The sequence below is a fragment of the Bradyrhizobium sp. CB1717 genome (assembly GCF_029714325.1).
GTDB lineage: Bacteria > Pseudomonadota > Alphaproteobacteria > Rhizobiales > Xanthobacteraceae > Bradyrhizobium.
In genome coordinates, this window is the sequence record NZ_CP121666.1 from 3,075,058 (window position 1) to 3,093,064 (window position 18,007).

The 18,007-nt window shown below is 64.7% G+C and carries 20 protein-coding genes, 1 other RNA gene and 2 pseudogenes; 15 read left to right on the forward strand and 8 right to left on the reverse strand.

What is annotated here, in order from left to right:
* The first annotated feature begins 39 nt into the window (after window positions 1-39).
* On the forward strand, window positions 40-798 hold the full coding sequence (locus QA649_RS14500) for an outer membrane beta-barrel protein (protein ID WP_283024786.1): 759 nt from the start codon (window positions 40-42) through the stop codon (window positions 796-798).
* 64 nt (window positions 799-862) lie between these two features.
* Here the strand turns inward: QA649_RS14500 and QA649_RS42945 are convergent, their stop codons facing one another.
* Window positions 863-1,039, reverse strand: coding sequence for a helix-turn-helix domain-containing protein (locus QA649_RS42945; RefSeq protein WP_349254065.1), 177 nt, complete (start codon window positions 1,037-1,039; stop codon window positions 863-865).
* Between QA649_RS42945 and QA649_RS14510 the strand changes: the two are divergent.
* Together QA649_RS14510 and QA649_RS14515 are read left to right on the forward strand one after the other, a co-directional pair.
* Window positions 992-1,141: pseudogene (locus QA649_RS14510) on the forward strand (DUF3551 domain-containing protein); the annotation flags it as partial. The gene QA649_RS42945 and the pseudogene QA649_RS14510 overlap by 48 nt on opposite strands.
* A gap of 33 nt (window positions 1,142-1,174) precedes the next feature.
* Window positions 1,175-1,309 (forward strand): annotated as a pseudogene (locus tag QA649_RS14515) (transcriptional regulator); the annotation flags it as partial.
* A 262-nt stretch (window positions 1,310-1,571) separates the two neighbouring features.
* Here QA649_RS14515 and QA649_RS14520 read toward each other — a convergent pair.
* The 7 genes from QA649_RS14520 to ssrA form a co-directional block, all read right to left on the reverse strand.
* Window positions 1,572-3,443 carry a ferrous iron transporter B gene (locus QA649_RS14520; RefSeq protein WP_283024787.1) on the reverse strand — a complete coding sequence of 624 codons (1,872 nt, stop codon included), beginning with the start codon at window positions 3,441-3,443 and terminating at the stop codon, window positions 1,572-1,574.
* Window positions 3,444-3,479: 36 nt separating this feature from the next.
* A complete protein-coding gene (locus tag QA649_RS14525) occupies window positions 3,480-3,755 on the reverse strand; it encodes a FeoA family protein (RefSeq protein ID WP_018640861.1) in 276 nt (91 codons plus the stop codon).
* 115 nt (window positions 3,756-3,870) lie between these two features.
* Window positions 3,871-4,122: a ribbon-helix-helix domain-containing protein gene (locus tag QA649_RS14530; RefSeq protein WP_018640860.1), complete on the reverse strand. Its 252-nt coding sequence runs from the start codon at window positions 4,120-4,122 to the stop codon at window positions 3,871-3,873.
* On the reverse strand, window positions 4,119-4,307 hold the full coding sequence (locus QA649_RS14535; protein WP_018640859.1) for a DUF4169 family protein: 189 nt from the start codon (window positions 4,305-4,307) through the stop codon (window positions 4,119-4,121). Before QA649_RS14535 ends, QA649_RS14530 begins: the two co-directional genes overlap by 4 nt.
* 272 nt (window positions 4,308-4,579) lie before the next feature.
* Window positions 4,580-6,013: a class II fumarate hydratase gene (fumC, locus tag QA649_RS14540; RefSeq protein ID WP_283026029.1), complete on the reverse strand. Its 1,434-nt coding sequence runs from the start codon at window positions 6,011-6,013 to the stop codon at window positions 4,580-4,582.
* Between the two features lie 90 nt (window positions 6,014-6,103).
* Window positions 6,104-6,622 (reverse strand): ClpXP protease specificity-enhancing factor SspB, encoded by a 519-nt coding sequence (locus QA649_RS14545; protein WP_283024788.1) that lies wholly within the window; start codon window positions 6,620-6,622, stop codon window positions 6,104-6,106.
* A gap of 113 nt (window positions 6,623-6,735) precedes the next feature.
* Window positions 6,736-7,102: a transfer-messenger RNA gene (gene ssrA, locus QA649_RS14550) on the reverse strand.
* A 95-nt stretch (window positions 7,103-7,197) separates the two neighbouring features.
* On the opposite strand from ssrA, the gene QA649_RS14555 reads away from it, so the two are divergent.
* From QA649_RS14555 to QA649_RS14610, 12 genes are all read left to right on the forward strand, one after another.
* A complete protein-coding gene (locus QA649_RS14555; RefSeq protein ID WP_283024789.1) occupies window positions 7,198-7,803 on the forward strand; it encodes a chromate transporter in 606 nt (201 codons plus the stop codon).
* Entirely contained in the window at window positions 7,800-8,330 is a 531-nt protein-coding gene (locus QA649_RS14560) for a chromate transporter (protein ID WP_283024790.1), read from the forward strand. The genes QA649_RS14555 and QA649_RS14560 overlap by 4 nt, the downstream gene beginning before the upstream one ends.
* Window positions 8,331-8,425: 95 nt before the next feature.
* Window positions 8,426-9,187 (forward strand): tripartite tricarboxylate transporter TctB family protein, encoded by a 762-nt coding sequence (locus QA649_RS14565; RefSeq protein ID WP_283024791.1) that lies wholly within the window; start codon window positions 8,426-8,428, stop codon window positions 9,185-9,187.
* 7 nt (window positions 9,188-9,194) lie between these two features.
* Window positions 9,195-10,709 (forward strand): tripartite tricarboxylate transporter permease, encoded by a 1,515-nt coding sequence (locus QA649_RS14570; protein WP_283024792.1) that lies wholly within the window; start codon window positions 9,195-9,197, stop codon window positions 10,707-10,709.
* A 142-nt stretch (window positions 10,710-10,851) separates the two neighbouring features.
* Window positions 10,852-11,835 carry a tripartite tricarboxylate transporter substrate binding protein BugD gene (locus tag QA649_RS14575; protein WP_283024793.1) on the forward strand — a complete coding sequence of 328 codons (984 nt, stop codon included), beginning with the start codon at window positions 10,852-10,854 and terminating at the stop codon, window positions 11,833-11,835.
* A 170-nt stretch (window positions 11,836-12,005) separates the two neighbouring features.
* Entirely contained in the window at window positions 12,006-12,800 is a 795-nt protein-coding gene (locus QA649_RS14580) for a thymidylate synthase (RefSeq protein WP_014493053.1), read from the forward strand.
* Window positions 12,801-13,286: a GNAT family N-acetyltransferase gene (locus tag QA649_RS14585; protein ID WP_283024794.1), complete on the forward strand. Its 486-nt coding sequence runs from the start codon at window positions 12,801-12,803 to the stop codon at window positions 13,284-13,286.
* Window positions 13,286-13,798 carry a dihydrofolate reductase gene (locus QA649_RS14590; RefSeq protein WP_283024795.1) on the forward strand — a complete coding sequence of 171 codons (513 nt, stop codon included), beginning with the start codon at window positions 13,286-13,288 and terminating at the stop codon, window positions 13,796-13,798. Before QA649_RS14585 ends, QA649_RS14590 begins: the two co-directional genes overlap by 1 nt.
* Before the next feature lie 153 nt (window positions 13,799-13,951).
* Window positions 13,952-15,094, forward strand: coding sequence for an FtsH protease activity modulator HflK (gene hflK / locus QA649_RS14595; RefSeq protein ID WP_063689070.1), 1,143 nt, complete (start codon window positions 13,952-13,954; stop codon window positions 15,092-15,094).
* Window positions 15,091-15,987 carry a protease modulator HflC gene (locus tag QA649_RS14600; RefSeq protein WP_283024796.1) on the forward strand — a complete coding sequence of 299 codons (897 nt, stop codon included), beginning with the start codon at window positions 15,091-15,093 and terminating at the stop codon, window positions 15,985-15,987. The genes hflK and QA649_RS14600 overlap by 4 nt, the downstream gene beginning before the upstream one ends.
* A gap of 70 nt (window positions 15,988-16,057) precedes the next feature.
* Window positions 16,058-16,264: a DUF2065 domain-containing protein gene (locus tag QA649_RS14605; protein ID WP_212339542.1), complete on the forward strand. Its 207-nt coding sequence runs from the start codon at window positions 16,058-16,060 to the stop codon at window positions 16,262-16,264.
* Between the two features lie 145 nt (window positions 16,265-16,409).
* A complete protein-coding gene (locus QA649_RS14610; RefSeq protein WP_283024797.1) occupies window positions 16,410-17,921 on the forward strand; it encodes a Do family serine endopeptidase in 1,512 nt (503 codons plus the stop codon).
* Window positions 17,922-18,007 lie beyond the last annotated feature (86 nt).

Here is an 18,007-nt window from a genome sequence, read left to right on the forward strand (position 1 = left end):
GTTTTGAACGGAAGAGATTTGAGCAAAGGGGACGAGACAATGAAGAAGCTTTCGATAGCTGCGATCGGCTTCGCGGCGCTGAGCATGGTGGCTCCGGCCATGGCTGCCGACATGGCTGTCAAGGCAGCGCCGCCGCCAGCGCCGGTGGTGGCGGTCTACAACTGGACCGGATTCTATATTGGCGCCAACGGAGGTTATGGGTGGAGCCACGGCTGTGCGGATCTGATAACGCCCGCAGGCGCCGTCGCAAGTGGTTGCGCCGATCGCTCCGGAGGCCTCGCCGGCGGACAGATCGGGTATCGCTGGCAGACCAATCAGTTCGTGCTCGGCCTGGAAGCGCAGGGCGATTGGGCCGAGATCAAGAACACCCGCGTCAGCCTGGTCGATCCGTTGATCTCGACCACGGGCAAGATCGATGCGATCGGGTTGTTCACGGCCCAGCTCGGCTGGGCATGGAACGCCTCGCTGCTCTACGTGAAGGGCGGCGCCGCGGTGACGCGCAATCGCTTTGACATCTTCAACAACGTCACCGGCGTCGGCCTCGCTTCGGCAGGTCACACGCGCTGGGGCGGTACCCTGGGTGTCGGCTGGGAGTATGGCTTCACCCCGAACTGGTCGGTCGGCGTCGAATACGACCATCTCTGGATGGGTCGTGACAACACCTCCTTCGCAGGCGTGGTCACGCCCGGAGGGTTCACGCTCACCGGCAGCGGGGTCACCCAGGACGTGGACATGGTCACGCTGCGGTTGAACTACCGCTTCGGCGGCTACGGCGCGCCGGTCACGGCTCGCTATTGACCTGAAGTCATCCCGATGAATCCAGGCCCCGGCATCGACCGGGGCCTTTTTCATGCGACGCCGGTCAGAATGCGGCGAGTTGCTGCCTGTCGATGATGACGACGTGGCGCTGGTTGTTGTCGATGAAGCGGAGGATGCCGAGCTCGCGCAAATAGGACAGCGACCGCGAGACGGTCTCGATCGTGAGGCCGAACGGATTTGGGGATACCCGGGCAATTGCCAATTCGCGACCTATGAGCAATGCATGGCAACGGCCTCAGGCACCAACGCCTATTGCGGCGTCAATCCGGCCTACGCCTTCGCGCATCAGCGTGATCCTCGCGGTCAGTGGTATCCGCGTTGACAACAACTCGAGGCGGGATGACGATTCATCGCTGTCGAATAGGAGATCACCGAAAAGGCGCGCGGGCTCGGCCCCACCATGGAGGCCCTGACGGCGTGGTGGACGAAGTATGGAAAGAGCGTGCCGGCGAAAGCGCGAGCGCGGGGCCGCAAGGCCAGGCGCGGTTGATCTGTGCATGGAGATGCGAGCGCAAGTCGATGATGCCATCATGCCCCTGTTTTGCCCGACGGCGCAACCGGGACAGTCCGTAGCCCGGATGGAGCGTAAGCGTAATCCGGGGGCCGGCGGTGCGTTGCGCGAGAATCCCGGATTTCGCTCGCGCTTCATCCGGGCTACGGCCGGAGATTTTTGCCCACGCGTAAGCCGTTGATTTCACAACCCCCGCCTACTGTGCATGGGGTTGTTTTCGCTTTTTTGTTTTGGAGGGGCTTTAGCCTGCCCCGAGCGCTACCGCGAAATTGTACGTCACGAGGCTAGCGGCATAGGCCAGCACAAGCATGTAGGTGAAGGTGACGGCCATCCATCCCCAGCTTCCGGTCTCGCGCCGGATCACGGCCAGCGTCGAGGCGCATTGGGGCGCGAAGATGTACCAGGCCAGCATCGACAGCGCGGTAGCGAGCGACCATTTCGTCGCCAGCACCTGGCCGATCTGCTCGGCCGCTTCCTTGCCGCCTTCGATGGCGTAGACCGTGCCGAGCGCGGCGACCGCGACCTCGCGGGCGGCCATCCCGGGGATCAGCGCCACCGCGATCTGCCAGTTGAAGCCGACAGGGGCGAGCAGCGGCTCGAGCGCCTTGCCGATGATGGCGGCGAGGCTGAAGTCGATGGCGGGCTCGGTGCTGCCTGCCGGCGGCTGCGGGAACGAGGCCAGGAACCAGATCAGCACCATCATCGAGAAGATCGTGGTGCCCGCGCGCTGCAAGAACATTTTTGCGCGGGTGTAGATGCCGATCGCGATCGATTTCAGCCTGGGCATCTTGTAGTCCGGCAGCTCCAGCATGAACGGCGCCGGCGCATAGTCGCGGATCATGAAGAACTTGATCACGAACGAGACGGCAAGCGCGCTGACGATGCCGGTGGTGTAGAGGCCGAACATCACGAGGCCCTGCAGGTTGATGAAGCCCCAGACGTCCCTGGCCGGAATGAAGGCGGAGATGATCAGCGTGTAGACCGGGATGCGCGCCGAGCAGGTCATCAGCGGCGCGATCAGGATCGTGGTCAGCCGGTCGCGCTTGTTGTCGATCACGCGCGTCGCCATGATGCCGGGAATGGCGCAGGCAAAGCTCGACAGCAGCGGAATGAAGGCGCGGCCGTGCAGGCCGGCGCCGCCCATGATGCGGTCCATCAGGAACGCGGCGCGCGCCATGTAGCCGAAATCTTCCAAGAGCAGGATGAACAGGAAGATGAGGATGATCTGCGGCAGGAACACGATGACGCTGCCGACGCCGGAGATCACGCCGTCCTGAAGGAAGCTCTGCAGCAGGCCGTCGGGCAGGGTGGCTTTCACGAGCTCGCCGAGCGCGTCGAACCCTGACTTGAGCAGATCCATCGCCGGCTGCGCCCAGGCGAACACCGCCTGGAACATCACGAACAGGATCAGCGCCAGCACGATGAGCCCGCCGACCGGATGCAGCACGACGGCATCGATCCGCGCGGTCCAGGTGTCGGGCTTGGCAGGCAGGCTGACGCAGTCGGCGATGATGCGGTCGGCCTCGCGCTGAGTGGCGCGCAGCTCGGAGACGCTGAGCGCGCGCCAGCTGTTCTCCTGCGGCTCGCTGGCGAGCTTGGCCGAGATCTCGTCGGTCAGCGTCAGCAGGTCGGCCGTGCCGCCCTTGCGCACCGCGATCGAGGTGACCACGGGCACGCCGAGCTCCTTGGCGAGCCGCTCGACGTCGACCGTGATGCCGCGGCGGGACGCGATGTCGAACATGTTGAGCACGAGGATCATCGGCCGCCCGGTGCGCTTCAGCTCGAGCAGCAGGCGGATGGTCAGGCGCAGATTGGTGGAATCGGCGACGCACAGCACGAGGTCGGGCACGGTCTCGCCGGAGGCCTTGCCGAGCACGAAGTCGCGGGTGATCTCCTCGTCCGGGCTGCGGCCGCGCAGCGAATAGGTGCCGGGCAGGTCGACCACGGAGACCTGGCGGCCGAGCGGGGTGACGAAGAAGCCCTCCTTGCGCTCGACGGTGACGCCCGGATAGTTCGCGACCTTCTGCCGGCTGCCGGTCAGGGCATTGAACAGCGAGGTCTTGCCGCTGTTGGGAGTGCCGACCAGGGCGAGATGCAGCAGGGGTGCTTCCATGGGATCAAGGGCCTGGGGCAGTTATCCGGTCGCTGACTAGGCGACGATGATGGCCATGGCTTCGCGCCGGCGGACCGCGATCGTGATGCTGTCGACCCTGACCGCGATCGGGTCGCGCCCGACCAGCCCTTCGTGCAGCACCTCGACCCGGGCGCCCTCGACGAAGCCAAGCTCGATCAGGCGGCTTTCGAGCTCGATGTCCGAAAGCGCAGAGCCCGTATCCTTGGTGGAAAGGTGCTGGATGACGCCGGTATAGCCGCGCAGGGCCAGACCCAGCGGCATATGCGGGCGCGTATCATCATGGTCGGTCATGCCCTGTATTTTCAACGCAGGGCATTGAGGTCAAGCGCCCTCGGCGGCCGAAACTGCACCTTAGAGTGATTTTAAAGTGCAGACGCCGGAGTCGCGCCGGAAACACGCCCGGCGGCTACTGCGCCGGGACCTTGTCCGGCTGGGCGGCCATGGCCCGGCTCTTGAAGTAGTCGAGCACGAACAGGCGGATCGCCGAGGACAGATTGCCCTGCTGGCGGTTGCCGTCGATCTCGCCGACGAGCTCGGACAGCGTCATGTTACGCAGGCCCGAGATCTCCTTCATGCCGTTCCAGAACGCCTCTTCCAGGCTGACGCTGGTCTTGTGGCCGGCGACGACGATCGATCGCTTCACGACGGGCGACTTCATGGCTGCTCCTCGCGATCGATCTGATGCTGGTCCAGGTGCGCCTTCGCCTTGTCCGCGCGCGTCTCCTCCGCCGACCGCTCCGCCTTGGTGCGGCCGAACTTCGTCCGGTTGGCGTCCGCCTGCTTCGCCGAGGCTTCCCGTTCGGCGCGCTTCCTGAAACGATTCAGGTTGATGACGTTCCCCATGCCGCGTCTCCATCATCCGATCCTCGGCAGGTAGGATGAAATATTCAGGGGGCGGCATTGCGCCCCAAAAGACTTGATGGTCATTCGCTCGTCCTCGTCAATCGGCCCTTCGGGCCATCAAACGATGAATTTCGCCCCGTCAGGGCGGTGGGGCTTGCGTAACACGCCGCCCCCCCGGAACATTGACGGTAATCAAATCCCGCCCCCAAAACCGCATATTTCTGAACGTCTGGCGTCCGTATCATTACGGATGACTATCGGAATTCGGAAATTTAGCCCGGGCTGGTCATCTTTTCCGGGCGCACCAGGCGGTCGAATTCGTCGGCCGAGACGAAACCGAGCCGCAGCGCCTCCTCCTTCAGCGTGGTGCCGTTGGCATGGGCGGTTTTGGCCACTTTGGCGGCGTTGTCGTAGCCGATCTTCGGGGCCAGCGCCGTCACCAGCATCAGCGAGCGCTCCATCAGCTCCCTGATGCGCTTTTCGTCGGCGCGGATGCCGCTGACGCAATGCTCGGTGAAGGAGCGCGCGGCATCCGCCATCAGGCGGATCGAGTGCAGCATGTTGTAGGCCAGCACCGGCTTGTAGACGTTGAGCTCGAAATGGCCCTGGCTGCCGGCGACCGTGATCGCGGTGTGATTGCCGAACACCTGGCAGCACACCATGGTCATCGCCTCGCACTGCGTCGGATTGACCTTGCCCGGCATGATCGAGGAGCCCGGCTCGTTCTCCGGCAAGATCAGCTCGCCGAGCCCCGAGCGCGGACCCGATCCGAGCAGGCGGATGTCGTTGGCGATCTTGAACAGGCCGGTCGCGACCGAGTTGATGGCGCCGTGCGCCAGCACATAGGCATCGTTCGAGGCCAGCGCCTCGAATTTGTTGGCGGCGCTGGTGAAGGGAAGCTTCGTAATCCCGGCGACATGCTTTGCGAACAGCTTGGCAAAGCGCGGCTTCGAGTTGAGGCCGGTGCCGACCGCGGTGCCGCCCTGCGCCAGCGGATAGAGATCCTTCACCGCGACCTTGAGCCGGGCGATGCCGCTTTCGACCTGCGCGGCATAGCCGGAGAATTCCTGGCCGAGCGTCAGCGGCGTCGCATCCTGAGTGTGGGTGCGGCCGATCTTCACGATCTTGGAAAATTCCTTCTCCTTCTTGCGCAGCGCGCGGAGCAGCTCGCCGAGGGCGGGGACGAGATCGACGTTGATGCGGCTTGCGGCCGCGATGTGCATCGCGGTCGGGAAGGAGTCGTTCGACGACTGGCTCATGTTGACGTGGTCGTTGGGATGCACCGGCTTCTTGGCGCCGAGCTCGCCTCCGAGCAGCTCATTGGCGCGGTTGGCGATCACCTCGTTGAGGTTCATGTTGCTCTGCGTGCCCGAGCCGGTCTGCCACACGACAAGCGGGAAATGGTCGTCCAGTCTGCCCTCGATCACCTCGCGCGCGGCGCGGATGATGGCATTGGCGCGGCGCTGGTCGAGCAGACCGAGCTCGAGGTTGGACTGCGCGGCAGCGAGCTTGACCATGCCGAGCGCATGCACGAGCGAGATCGGCATGCGATCGGTGCCGATGCGGAAATTCTGCCGCGACCGCTCGGTCTGCGCCCCCCAATAGCGATCGGCGGGCACTTCGATGGGACCGAAGCTGTCGGTCTCGATGCGAGTTGCGGGGCGGGCGGTCTTCGAGCGGGCAGCTTTGGCCATGAGCACATCCATTCTGCCGCGCGAAACGCCGCGCGGCCTCTTCATGTGCTCTTCTATACAGGCAGTTTGACCAGGCGCGATGGCTCCGCGCGACAGCCTAGATCATTTCTTGCGGAAACGATCGAGCCGCACGACCTCGGCGCCGCCCTGGTTCGGCGGGGTCGGCTCTTCCGCGGTCTCCGCCTTCTCGGCGGCGGGCGCCGGCACGGCGACAGCCGACGGGGCAGGCGCTGCCGGCAAATTCTCCGGCGCCACCTCGGCGATGTCGGACGTATCGAACTGGAGGCCGAATTTCACGGACGGATCGAGGAAGCTCTTGATGGCGCTGAACGGCACCACCAGCCGCTCCGGAATGCCGCCGAAGGACAGGCCGACCTCGAAGCGGTCTTCGAGCACGGTCAGGTCCCAGAACTGGTGCTGGAGGATGATCGTCATCTCTTCCGGATATTGCGCCAGCAGCCGCGACGACAGTTTCACGCCCTCGGCCTTCGATACGAAGGTGATGAAGAAATGGTGCTCGCCCGGCAAGCCATGGGATGCGGCGTCGGTCAGCACCTTCCGCAGCACGCCGCGCAGCGCGTCGCGGGCCAGCACATCGTATCGGATATGATCGGTCGCCATGGTGGTCCTGTTGCATCCCCCAAGCCGGACCCTGCCGGTCCGACTCGCCAAGCCGCAATAGTACCGCGCCTGATGGGTCAGCAGGAGTCCCCGCCGGGAAGAAATGAAATGTAAGTGGAGGCTTCTGTTGCCAGGTGCCTCCGAACCCCGCCTAGCGGAGCTTAACCCGCTAGGACTTTAAAGTGGTCTTTCAAACTGCGTTACGCAGCCTGAGCAACCGGAGCAAAGTTGTCGTTGGCAACTATTGCAGTAGCCCGATAACGGCGGAACAATACCGGGAAAAAGTACGCCCTTTACGCCCTCGTCGATCCTATTTCGCCCCCGCCAAAGCCCGCTTTCAGGGCCTGCCCGATGTGGGCTTTGGTGGAGGCGCCGGGTACCGCCCCCGGGTCCGAATGGTTTATTGCGACGACCGTTTATTTCCATAGCCGGCGAACCGGCGCCCCCAATATAGGGGGCAAAGGTTTCAAAAAACAGAGGTTTCGAGCGGCCACGTGCGGTTCCCTTTGGATAGGTTCCGGATGGCGGCTGATCCGATCTTGGCCGCGCCGCGGCCTCGGTTCTAAGCTCCTGACATGTCCGCCGATTCAGCACCGGTCGCCCAAGAGCCGGACCATCCGACCAGCGCTGCCGCCCCGCCCAGCCTGACCGCGCTCTTTGTGGCCTTTGCCCGGATGTCGCTGGCCGGTTTCGGCGGGGTCCTGGTGTTTGCGCGCCGGGCGATCGTCGAGCAGCACCGCTGGATGACGGCGGACGAGTTCAACGAGACCTTTGCGCTCTGCCATTTCCTGCCCGGCCCCAACATCGTCAATCTGTCGATGGTCTTTGGCGCGCGGCTGCGCGGGATCGCCGGAGGTGTCGCCGCCTTTACCGGGCTGCTGCTGCCGCCGACGCTGATCATGACCGTGCTCGCGATCGCCTACGCCCGGTTCGGCGACCTCGAGGTGCTGCGTCGTATCCTCGCAGGCATCTCCTGCGCCGCGGTCGGCCTCCTGATCGCCGTGGTCTTCCGCATGATGACGCCGCTCCTGAAGCGGATGGAGGCGATCGCGCTGATCCTGATGCTCGGTGTCTTCCTCGCCATCGGCGTGCTCCGCCTGCCGCTTCAGGCCGTGCTACTGGTCGCGATCCCCGTGAGCATCGGCGCGACCTTCCTCCTGCGGCGGAAGGTAGCAGCATGAACGCCGAGAACCCGGTCTGGGCGCTGATCTCGACCTTCGGTCTGATGTCGCTGTTCGCGGTCGGCGGCGCCGCCGCGGCGGTGCCCGAGATGCACCGCATCGCGGTCGACGTGCATCATTGGATGACCGACAAGCAGTTCGCCGATGCCTATGCGATCGCACAACTCTCGCCGGGTCCGAACGTGCTTATCGTGACGTTAATCGGCTATGCCGTCGCCGGCATCCCCGGTGCGCTCGCGGCGACGCTGGCGATGTGCCTGCCGACCGCGTTGGTTGCCTATTATGTCAGCCGTTTCCTGAATCGGCCCAGCCAGTCGCGCTGGCCGGCCCTGATCCAGGCTGCACTGGTTCCGCTTTCGATCGGATTGATGGCGGCGAGTGCCCTGATCCTGGCCCAGTCGACCGACCGGACGATTGCTGCAGTGCTTCTGACCGCGATGGTTGCGGTGATCGCATCGGTCTCGCGCATCAATCCCCTCTGGCTTCTGCTCGCCGGCGGCCTGTTGGGTTTTGCTGGCATTGTGTGATGAAAATCGCTAGGCAGTGCTGCGGCCCGGGGATCCCTTTCCAGCCGATTTAGAACAACAGTGCTCGTGACTTACGGGTCGCGGAGGAGACATGCATGGCCGAGACGATGGGCCACTCAGCGACAGCCACCCGAAACACCAAGGTGGTGATCGGTTTCTGCCTGCTGGCGATAGCGCCGCAGATCTTCGAATTCATCTGGTCGATCGGGACCATCTTCGGCTGGGGTACCGGACGCGGCCCGGCCACCGTGCTGATCAGCCACGTTACCGCGCTGGTCGCCGGTGCTCCCGCGGCCCTGATCGGAGCGGCCGGCGGTGAGACCAAGAAGGCGTCCTCCGATGTGCTGCTGGCGCTGATCTATTCCTATCCGATCCTTGCGGTGGCGATCGTCACGCTGTTCATGACCATCCGGTCGGCACAGGATTATGTCGGCGGCGTTATTCTGATGGCGGTCGCGCTGTTCGCGTTGTGGGCGTCGAGCGATCTGCAGGGCATGCGCGGCTTCTCCTTCGGCGCGGGCACCGCGCCGCGAATGTTCGGCGGGCTTCTGGTCGCCCTGTCCGCCGCCATCGCCCTGACCGGCCTTCTGGCCGACGGGCCGTCGATGGCGCATTATTCCTGGCGCGGGCCGCTGTTCGTGATGGTTGCGATCCTGTTCTTCGCGCTGGCGATCCGGCCGCTCGGGCTCGTCGTCACCGCGTTCGTGAGCTTCATGATCGCGGCGACAGGGTCGCATGAGACGCGCTGGCTGGAGGCGGCCATCGTCGGCGCCTGTCTGACGCTCGGCTGCGCGATCCTGTTCCCTTACGTGCTCGGGCTTCCGATGCCGATGTTTCCGCGTTTCCTGATCCAGTGAGGGTGTGATGGATATTTTTGCCAATCTCGCTCACGGCTTTGTCGTCGCGCTCTCTCCCATCAACCTGCTGATGTGCCTGATCGGTGCCCTCGTCGGCACGCTGGTCGGCGTTCTCCCTGGTATCGGCACCATTGCGACGGTCGCAATGCTGCTGCCGATCACCTTCGGCCTGCCGCCGGTCGGCGCGCTGATCATGCTCGCCGGCATCTATTACGGCGCGCAATATGGCGGCTCGACCACGTCGATCCTAGTCAATATTCCCGGTGAGGCGACATCGGTCGTCACAGCCATCGACGGTCACCAGATGGCCAAGCAGGGCCGTGCCGGCCCGGCGCTGGCGATCGCGGCGATCGGCTCGTTCTTCGCCGGCTGCGTTGCGACCGTCCTGATCGCCGTCCTCGGCGCGCCACTCACGAAACTCGCGCTGGCGTTCGGTCCGGCCGAATATTTCTCGCTGATGTGCCTCGGCCTGATCTTCGCGGTGGTGCTGGCCAAGGGATCGGTGCTGAAGGCGATCGCGATGATCGTGTTCGGCCTCCTGCTCTCGATGGTCGGCTCGGACATCGAGACCGGCGCCTCGCGCATGGCCTTCAACATTCCCGAGCTCGCCGACGGTCTCGGCTTTGCGACGGTGGCGATGGGTGTGTTCGGCTTTGCCGAGATCATCCGCAATCTCGACGCCGGCGCCGAGATGAACCGCGATCTCGTGCAGCAGAAGATCACCGGCCTGATGCCGACCAAGAAGGATCTGATCGACTCGACGCCGCCGATCCTGCGCGGCACCGTGCTCGGCTCGATCCTCGGCATTCTGCCGGGCGGCGGCGCCGTCATCGCCTCGTTTGCGGCCTATACGCTCGAGAAGAAGCTCGCGAAGGATCCGAAGCGGTTCGGCCGCGGCGCGATCGAAGGCGTGGCGGCGCCGGAAAGCGCCAACAACGCCGCAGCGCAGACCTCCTTCATCCCGCTGCTCACCCTCGGCATCCCGCCGAACGCGGTGATGGCGCTGATGGTAGGCGCGATGACCATCCACGGCATCGTGCCGGGTCCGCAGGTGATGCAGAAGCAGCCCGACCTCGTCTGGGGCATGATCGCCTCGATGTGGATCGGCAACCTGATGCTGATCATCATCAACCTGCCGCTCGTGGGCATCTGGGTCCGCCTGCTGCGCGTGCCTTACCGGCTGATGTTCCCCTCGATCGTGATCTTCTGTGCGATCGGCATCTACTCGGTGAACAACGCGCCCGTCGACGTCATCCTCGCCGGCGTGTTCGGGCTCGTCGGCTACTGGCTAATCAAGCACGATTTCGAGCCGGCTCCGCTGCTGCTCGGCATGGTGCTCGGACCGCTGATGGAGGAGAACCTGCGTCGTGCGCTGCTGATCTCGCGCGGCGACTGGAGCGTCTTCCTGACGCGGCCGTTGTCGGCGGTGCTGCTGGCGATCTCGCTGGGCCTGCTGGTGCTCACGGTGTTGCCGACACTGCGTGCCAAGCGCGACGAGGTGTTCACCGAATCCGAGAACTAGCCGCGGCGCCCTGCGTTCGCGCGGCGCGGCCTGCGTCCGCACGCCGCATTCGGAAGTCGAATCGACGTGTGTGATGTCTTCGTGACATGAAAATGCCGGCCCTTGTGGCCGGCATTTTTGTTTGTGTCCCGGGGAAAACGATATGACCTCTCTTCGCGCGCTTGCTACGGGCGCATGTGCTGCTGCGCTCGCATCGCTGTGCGCCTTTGTTGCACCTGCGAAGGCGCAAAACTATCCGACGCGCAGCATCACCATGATCGTGCCGTTCGCCGCGGGCGGGCCGACCGATGTCATCTCGCGCATCGTCACCGCACATATGGCGCAGACGCTTGGCCAGAGCATCATCATCGAGAACGTGGTCGGCGCCGGCGGCACGACCGCGACCACGCGTGCGGCGCGTGCCGCCAATGACGGCTATACGCTCATCACCGGGCATATGGGTACGCACGCGGCGTCCGTGCCGCTCTATCCGAAGCTCGCCTATCATCCCGAGAAGGATTTCGAGCCGATCGCGCTGCTCGCGGGCACACCGATCCTGATCCTCGCGCGCAAGGACTTTCCGCCGAAGGACCTGAAGGAGTTCGTGGCTTACGTGAAGGCCAATGCCGAGAAGATGAACGCGGCGCATGCCGGCGTCGGCTCGGTCTCGCACGTCTCCTGCGAGCTGCTGCACTCCATCCTCGACGTCAAGCCGGTCGGCGTGCCCTTCAACGGCACTGGCCCGGCGATGAATGCGCTGGTGGCGGGGCAGGTCGATTACATGTGCGACCAGATCGTCAATGCCGTGCCGCAGATCAACGCCGGCACCATCAAGGCCTATGCGATCGCAACGCCGGAGCGCAATCCGTCGCTGCCGAACGTGCCGACCACGACGGAAGCGGGCCTGCCCAACTTCCAGGCCCAGGCCTGGAACGCGATGTTCGCGCCCAAGGGAACTTCGCCCGCGATCATTGCGAGCCTGAACGCTGCCGCCATCAAGGCGCTCGACGACGAGACCGTGAAGAAGCGCCTGCTCGAGCTCGGCAGCGTCATCCCGGCGCCCAAGGACCGGACGCCAGAGGCCCTGGCGACCCTCGTCAAGAACGAGATCGCGAAATGGACCCCGGTGCTCAAGCCGGCAACTTAACCAGCACTTTCAAGCCGATAGGCGAGGGGCGGGACGCAAGTTCCGCCCCTTGTCGTTTGCCGCGGGAACGCTCACCTTTTCCCTGTATAATCTGTGGGAGCAGCGAATCGCTGCTGTCGCAGCGCGGGGGCGGCCGTTAAGTTCGCCGCCTCCCAAAGGCTCAGTCGCACATGCACCAATATCAGGACCTGCTCGAGCGGATTCTTTCAGACGGCGCCGAGAAGACCGACCGGACCGGCACCGGCACGTTGTCGGTGTTCGGCCATCAGATGCGTTTCAATCTGTCTGCCGGCTTCCCGATGCTGACCACCAAGCGGCTGCCGCTGAAGGCGATCGTGCACGAGCTGTTGTGGTTCCTGAAGGGCGACACCAACATCAAATATCTGCGCGACAACGGCGTCACCATCTGGGACGAGTGGGCGGACGCCAATGGCGATCTCGGCCCGGTCTACGGCCATCAGTGGCGCTCCTGGCCCACGGCCGACGGGCGCAGCATCGATCAGATCGCCAATGTCATCGACATGATCAAGCGCACCCCGGACTCCCGCCGGCTGATCGTCACCGCCTGGAATCCGGCCGACGTCGAGAAGATGGCGCTGCCGCCCTGCCATCTGCTGTTCCAGTTCTACGTCGCGAACGGCAAGCTGTCGTGCCAGCTCTATCAGCGCTCGGCCGACGTCTTCCTCGGCGTGCCCTTCAACATCGCCTCCTATGCGCTGCTCACCATGATGGTCGCGCAGGTCACCGGTCTGAAGCCCGGCGACTTCGTGCACTCGCTCGGCGACACCCATCTTTATTCCAACCATCTGGAGCAGGCGCGGCTTCAGCTCACGCGCGCACCGCGCGCGCTGCCGGTGATGCGCATCAATCCTGATGTGAAGGACATCTTCTCCTTCCGTTACGAGGATTTCGAGCTCGTCGGCTATGATCCGCATCCGCACATCAAGGCGGAAGTCGCGGTCTAGATGTCACTGAATATTCGCCGCGCGCGCCCGGGCGAAGCCGGTCTCGTTCTCTCTTTCATCCGCGAGCTCGCCGAATACGAAAAGCTGTCCCACGAGGTCGAGGCAACCGAGGCTGACATCGCGGAGGCGCTGTTCGGCGAGAGGCCGCAGCTCTATTGCGCGATCGCGGAGTGGAACGGCGAGCCGGTCGGCTTTGCGGTCTGGTTTGCAAACTTCTCCACATTCAGCGGCCGCCACGGCATCTATCTCGAAGATCTCTACGTGCGGCCGTCGCATCGGGGCAGGGGCCTCGGCAAGGCGCTGCTGGTCTATCTCGCCAGGGAGTGCGTCGAGAACGGCTGGTCGCGCCTGCAGTGGGCGGTGCTCGACTGGAACGAGCCTTCGATCGCGTTCTACAAATCGCTCGGCGCCGTCATGATGGACGATTGGACGCTGTGCCGCGTCACCGGGCCTGCGCTGACGCAGCTTGCCGGGAGCTCTGCCTGATGGACATCGTCTTCGTCGTCGCGATCGCGGAAAACGGCATCATCGGCGCGGGCAATGCGATGCCGTGGCGATTGAAGTCCGACATGGCGCGCTTCAAGGCGCTCACGATCGGCAAGCCGGTGATCATGGGTCGCAAGACCTTCGAATCCCTGCCCCGCCGTCCCCTGCCGGGCCGCACCAATATCGTCATCACGCGCGATGCGGCCTATCGCGCCGCTGGTGCCATCGTCACGACATCCGCCGCGGATGCCGGCGCGGTTGCGCTTGGCGATGCCCTGCGGCGTTCGGTCACCGAGATCGCCGTGATCGGCGGCGCCGAGATCTTCCGGCAATGGCTCGAACGTGCCGATCGCCTCGAAATCACCGAAGTGCATGCTCGGCCCGACGGCGACACCCATTTCGACATCGACAAGGCAGAATGGGATGAGATGGCGCGCATCCGTCATCCTGCCGGGCCCGACGACAGCGCCGACTACTCCTATGTGACATATCGTCGGCGGCCCCCCCGTTAACCGCATTCGCCAATGTTAACATTGACTTTTCTGCCTTCGGGCTTAGCTCGGAAGGTGGCGAGGGCTGCGTTGTAAGGGACCTGCCTGTCCCCTATAAAGCCGGACCGGACAAAGCGGGCGGGGGCAATTCCACCCTGCCGAGGAGAGCGTCGAATGCCGTGGAAGAATCAGGGCGGTGGCCCATGGGGCTCGGGTCCAAAGGGACCATGGGGCTCAGGCCCGCAACCGGTCGGGCCAAGGCCGCCGGATCTGGAAGATCTTCTGCGGCGCGGCCAGGACCGCCTTCAGCAGATCATGCCGGGCGGCTATTTCTCCGGCGTCGGCATCACGCTGATCATCCTGCTCATCATCGCGTTCTGGCTGCTGTCAGGCTTCTTCCGCGTGCAGTCCGAAGAGCGCGGCGTCGTGCTGCGGTTCGGCAAGCATGTCCGCACCGTGGACCCCGGCCTGAATTATCATCTGCCCTATCCGATCGAGACCGTGCTGCTGCCGAAGGCGCTGCGCGTCAACACCACCTCCATCGGGATGACCCTGATCGACGATCCGGCGCGGCGCGGCCGCTCCATCCGTGACGTGCCGGAAGAGAGCCTGATGCTCACCGGCGACGAGAACATCGTCGACGTCGACTTCACCGTGCTGTGGCGCATCAAGCCCGATGCCGGCGGCGTCGGCGACTTCCTGTTCAACATCCAGAACCCCGAAGGCACCGTGAAGGCGGTCGCCGAGAGCGCAATGCGCGAGGTGATCGGCCGCTCGCAGATCCAGCCGATCCTGACCGGCGCTCGCAACACGATCGAACAGGGCGTGCAGGAGCTGATCCAGCGGACGCTCGACAGCTACGGCGCCGGCATTCTCATCACCCAGGTGCAGATGCAGAAGGTCGACCCGCCCGCGCAGGTGATCGACGCGTTCCGCGACGTGCAGGCGGCGCGCGCCAATCTCGAGCAATTGCAGAACGAAGCGCAGACCTACGCCAACCAGGTGGTGCCGCAGGCCCGCGGTCGTGCGGCGCAGATCCAGCAAGCTGCCGAAGGCTACAGGGAGCAGGCGATCGCCGAGGCCAAGGGCCAGAGCGCGCGCTTCCTGAAGGTTTACGAAGAATACAAGAAGGCGCCCGACGTGACGCGTGAACGGATCTATCTCGAGACGATGGAGCGCGTGCTCGGTGGCGCGGACAAGCTCGTCTATGACGGCGGCCCCTCGGGCCAGGGCGTCGTGCCCTTCCTGCCACTCAACGAATTGACGACCAAGCGGCCGCCTGCCGCCGGCCAGCAGCCGAGCGGAGGCAACCGATGAGGTCTCCGGTTACAGGTATCGTCACGCTGCTCGGTCTCCTGCTCGTCGTGATCGTCGGCTACATGTCGCTGTTCACGGTGCAACAGACCGAACAGACCATCGTGCTGCAGTTCGGCAAGCCCGTCGACGTCGTCACCGCCCCCGGCCTGCACTTCAAGGCGCCGTGGAATTCGGTGATCAACATCGACAAGCGGATCCTCGATCTGGAGAACCCGTCGCAGGAAGCGATCGCGTCCGACCAGAAGCGGCTCGTGGTCGACGCCTTCGCGCGCTACCGCATCAAGGATGCGCTGCGCTTCTATCAGAGCGTCGGCTCGATCCAGGCTGCCAACATCCAGCTCACCACGCTCCTGAACGCGGCGCTGCGCCGCGTGCTTGGCGAGGTCACCTTCATCAACGTGGTGCGCGACGATCGCGAGAAGCTGATGCTGCGCATCCGCGACCAGCTCGATCGCGAGGCCGACGGCTACGGCATCCAGGTGGTGGACGTCCGGATCCGGCGCGCCGACCTGCCGGAGCAGAACAGCCAGGCGGTCTATCTGCGCATGAAGACCGAGCGCGAGCGCGAGGCCGCCGAGTTCCGCGCGCAGGGCGGCCAGAAGGCGCAGGAGATCCGCTCCAAGGCCGACCGCGAGGCGACCGTGATCATCGCGGAAGCCAATTCGCAGGCCGACCAGACCCGCGGCGCGGGCGATGCCGAGCGCAACCGCCTGTTCGCCGAGGCCTACAGCAAGGATGCCGACTTCTTCTACTTCTACCGGTCGATGACGGCATACGAGAACGGGCTGCGTGCGAACGACACCCGCTTCCTGCTGCGGCCGGAGTCGGATTTCTTCCGGTATTTCGGTAACCCGACCGGCAAGAGGGCGGCCGAGACGCCGGCGAAGCCTTAAGCTAGACAGGGGCGGCAGTTCTGCCGCCCTTCGTCCAGACAAGAACAGCACTACGGGAGGTTCCAATCCGATGAGGTCCATTGCGTTCGCCGACTTCCTCATCGGCTTGGGCATCCTGTTCGTGCTGGAAGGCTTGATGTTTGCGGCAAGTCCAAACTGGATGCGCAAGGCCATGAAGAGTGCGATGGCCACTCCCGACCACATCCTGCGAGCGGTGGGGATCGGTTCGGCCGTCGTCGGCCTGATCCTGATCTGGGTGATGCGGCGTCCGGTTTAAACCGCAGAGCCAACGCCAAAGTGAAGGCGAGAAGCCGGTTTTCGCCATATTATCCGGGTCTTGAGACCCGTTAAGGTCCGCGCTTGCGCCGTGCCCCCGTTCGAGCGCAGTCTGGCGCCGAATCCTTATTTCTCTGGAGATCACAATGACCGCTGCCATCATTGCCTCGACCCGCTTGCGCCATGGTGTGCGAATTGGGCTGGCCGCGCTCGCCATCAGCGCTTTCGGCGCGCTTGGCACCCCGGCTCAGGCGCGCGGGCCGGAGGGCATCGCCGACGTCGCCGAGAAGGTGATCGACGCGGTCGTCAACATCTCGACCTCGCAGACCGTCGAGGCCAAGGGCGGCGCCAACACCATGCCGCAGCTGCCGCCCGGCTCGCCCTTCGAGGAGTTCTTCGACGACTTCTTCAAGAACCGCAGGGGCCCCGGTGGCGGCAGCAAGGGCGGCGACAGCGGCAGCAGCCCGCCGCCGCGCAAGACCAACTCGCTCGGAAGCGGCTTCATCATCGACACGTCAGGCGTCGTCGTCACCAACAACCACGTCATCGCGGACGCCGACGAGATTAACGTCATCCTCAACGACGGCACCAAGATCAAGGCGGAGCTGGTCGGCGTCGACAAGAAGACCGATCTCGCAGTGCTGAAGTTCAAGCCGACCAAGCCGCTGGTTGCGGTGAAGTTCGGCGACAGCGACAAGCTGCGCCTCGGCGACTGGGTGGTCGCGATCGGCAATCCCTTCAGCCTGGGGGGAACGGTGACGGCCGGCATCGTCTCGGCCAAGAACCGCGACATCTCTTCCGGTCCCTATGACAGCTACATCCAGACCGACGCCGCCATCAACCGCGGCAATTCCGGCGGCCCGCTGTTCAACCTCGAAGGCGACGTCATCGGCGTCAACACCCTGATCATCTCGCCCTCCGGCGGTTCGATCGGCATCGGCTTCGCCGTGCCGTCGAAGACGGTCGCGGGCGTCGTCGACCAGCTCCGCCAGTTCGGCGAGCTGCGTCGCGGCTGGCTGGGGGTGCGCATCCAGAGCGTGACCGACGAGATTGCCGAGAGCCTCAACATCAAGCCGCCGCGCGGCGCGCTGGTTGCCGGCGTCGATGACAAGGGCCCGGCCAAGCCCGCCGGCATCGAGCCCGGCGACGTCGTCGTCAAGTTCGACGGCAAGGACGTCAAGGACCCGAAGGACCTCTCGCGCGTCGTCGCCGACACCGCGGTCGGCAAGGAGGTCGATGTCGTCGTCATCCGCAAGGGCCAGGAAGAGACCAAGAAGGTCACGCTCGGCCGTCTGCAGGATCCCGAGAAGGTGCAGGCCGCGGTGAAGACCGACGAGCCGGCGCCCGAGAAGCCGGTGACGCAGAAGGCGCTCGGTCTCGATCTCGCGGCGCTGAACAAGGACCTGCGCACGCGCTACAAGATCAAGGAGAGCGTCAAGGGCGTGGTCGTCACCAATGTCGACGCCAATTCGGACGCCGCCGAGAAGCGGCTCTCCGCCGGCGACGTCATCGTCGAGGTGGCGCAGGAAGCCGTCTCCAGCGGTGCCGACATCCAGAAGCGCGTCGACCAGCTCAAGAAGGACGGCAAGAAGTCGGTGCTGCTGCTGGTCTCGAACGCCGACGGCGAGCTGCGGTTTGTCGCGCTGAGCGTGCAGTAAGGCGCGGTGCCGTAGGGTGGGCAAAGCGAAGCGTGCCCACCATCTTTCCACCATCGCGGCAAGAGCGGTGGGCACGGCGCAAGCGC

Excerpts from the sequence above, each read along its gene's own strand:
- QA649_RS14500 (WP_283024786.1), top strand. The coding sequence starts at position 40 with ATGAAGAAGCTTTCGATAGCTGCGATCGGCTTCGCGGCGCTGAGCATG.
- QA649_RS14520 (WP_283024787.1), bottom strand. The coding sequence starts at position 3,443 with ATGGAAGCACCCCTGCTGCATCTCGCCCTGGTCGGCACTCCCAACAGC.
- QA649_RS14525 (WP_018640861.1), bottom strand. The coding sequence starts at position 3,755 with ATGACCGACCATGATGATACGCGCCCGCATATGCCGCTGGGTCTGGCC.
- QA649_RS14530 (WP_018640860.1), bottom strand. The coding sequence starts at position 4,122 with ATGAAGTCGCCCGTCGTGAAGCGATCGATCGTCGTCGCCGGCCACAAG.
- QA649_RS14535 (WP_018640859.1), bottom strand. The coding sequence starts at position 4,307 with ATGGGGAACGTCATCAACCTGAATCGTTTCAGGAAGCGCGCCGAACGG.
- fumC (WP_283026029.1), bottom strand. The coding sequence starts at position 6,013 with ATGGATGTGCTCATGGCCAAAGCTGCCCGCTCGAAGACCGCCCGCCCC.
- QA649_RS14545 (WP_283024788.1), bottom strand. The coding sequence starts at position 6,622 with ATGGCGACCGATCATATCCGATACGATGTGCTGGCCCGCGACGCGCTG.
- QA649_RS14555 (WP_283024789.1), top strand. The coding sequence starts at position 7,198 with ATGTCCGCCGATTCAGCACCGGTCGCCCAAGAGCCGGACCATCCGACC.
- QA649_RS14560 (WP_283024790.1), top strand. The coding sequence starts at position 7,800 with ATGAACGCCGAGAACCCGGTCTGGGCGCTGATCTCGACCTTCGGTCTG.
- QA649_RS14565 (WP_283024791.1), top strand. The coding sequence starts at position 8,426 with ATGGCCGAGACGATGGGCCACTCAGCGACAGCCACCCGAAACACCAAG.
- QA649_RS14570 (WP_283024792.1), top strand. The coding sequence starts at position 9,195 with ATGGATATTTTTGCCAATCTCGCTCACGGCTTTGTCGTCGCGCTCTCT.
- QA649_RS14575 (WP_283024793.1), top strand. The coding sequence starts at position 10,852 with ATGACCTCTCTTCGCGCGCTTGCTACGGGCGCATGTGCTGCTGCGCTC.
- QA649_RS14580 (WP_014493053.1), top strand. The coding sequence starts at position 12,006 with ATGCACCAATATCAGGACCTGCTCGAGCGGATTCTTTCAGACGGCGCC.
- QA649_RS14585 (WP_283024794.1), top strand. The coding sequence starts at position 12,801 with ATGTCACTGAATATTCGCCGCGCGCGCCCGGGCGAAGCCGGTCTCGTT.
- QA649_RS14590 (WP_283024795.1), top strand. The coding sequence starts at position 13,286 with ATGGACATCGTCTTCGTCGTCGCGATCGCGGAAAACGGCATCATCGGC.
- hflK (WP_063689070.1), top strand. The coding sequence starts at position 13,952 with ATGCCGTGGAAGAATCAGGGCGGTGGCCCATGGGGCTCGGGTCCAAAG.
- QA649_RS14600 (WP_283024796.1), top strand. The coding sequence starts at position 15,091 with ATGAGGTCTCCGGTTACAGGTATCGTCACGCTGCTCGGTCTCCTGCTC.
- QA649_RS14605 (WP_212339542.1), top strand. The coding sequence starts at position 16,058 with ATGAGGTCCATTGCGTTCGCCGACTTCCTCATCGGCTTGGGCATCCTG.
- QA649_RS14610 (WP_283024797.1), top strand. The coding sequence starts at position 16,410 with ATGACCGCTGCCATCATTGCCTCGACCCGCTTGCGCCATGGTGTGCGA.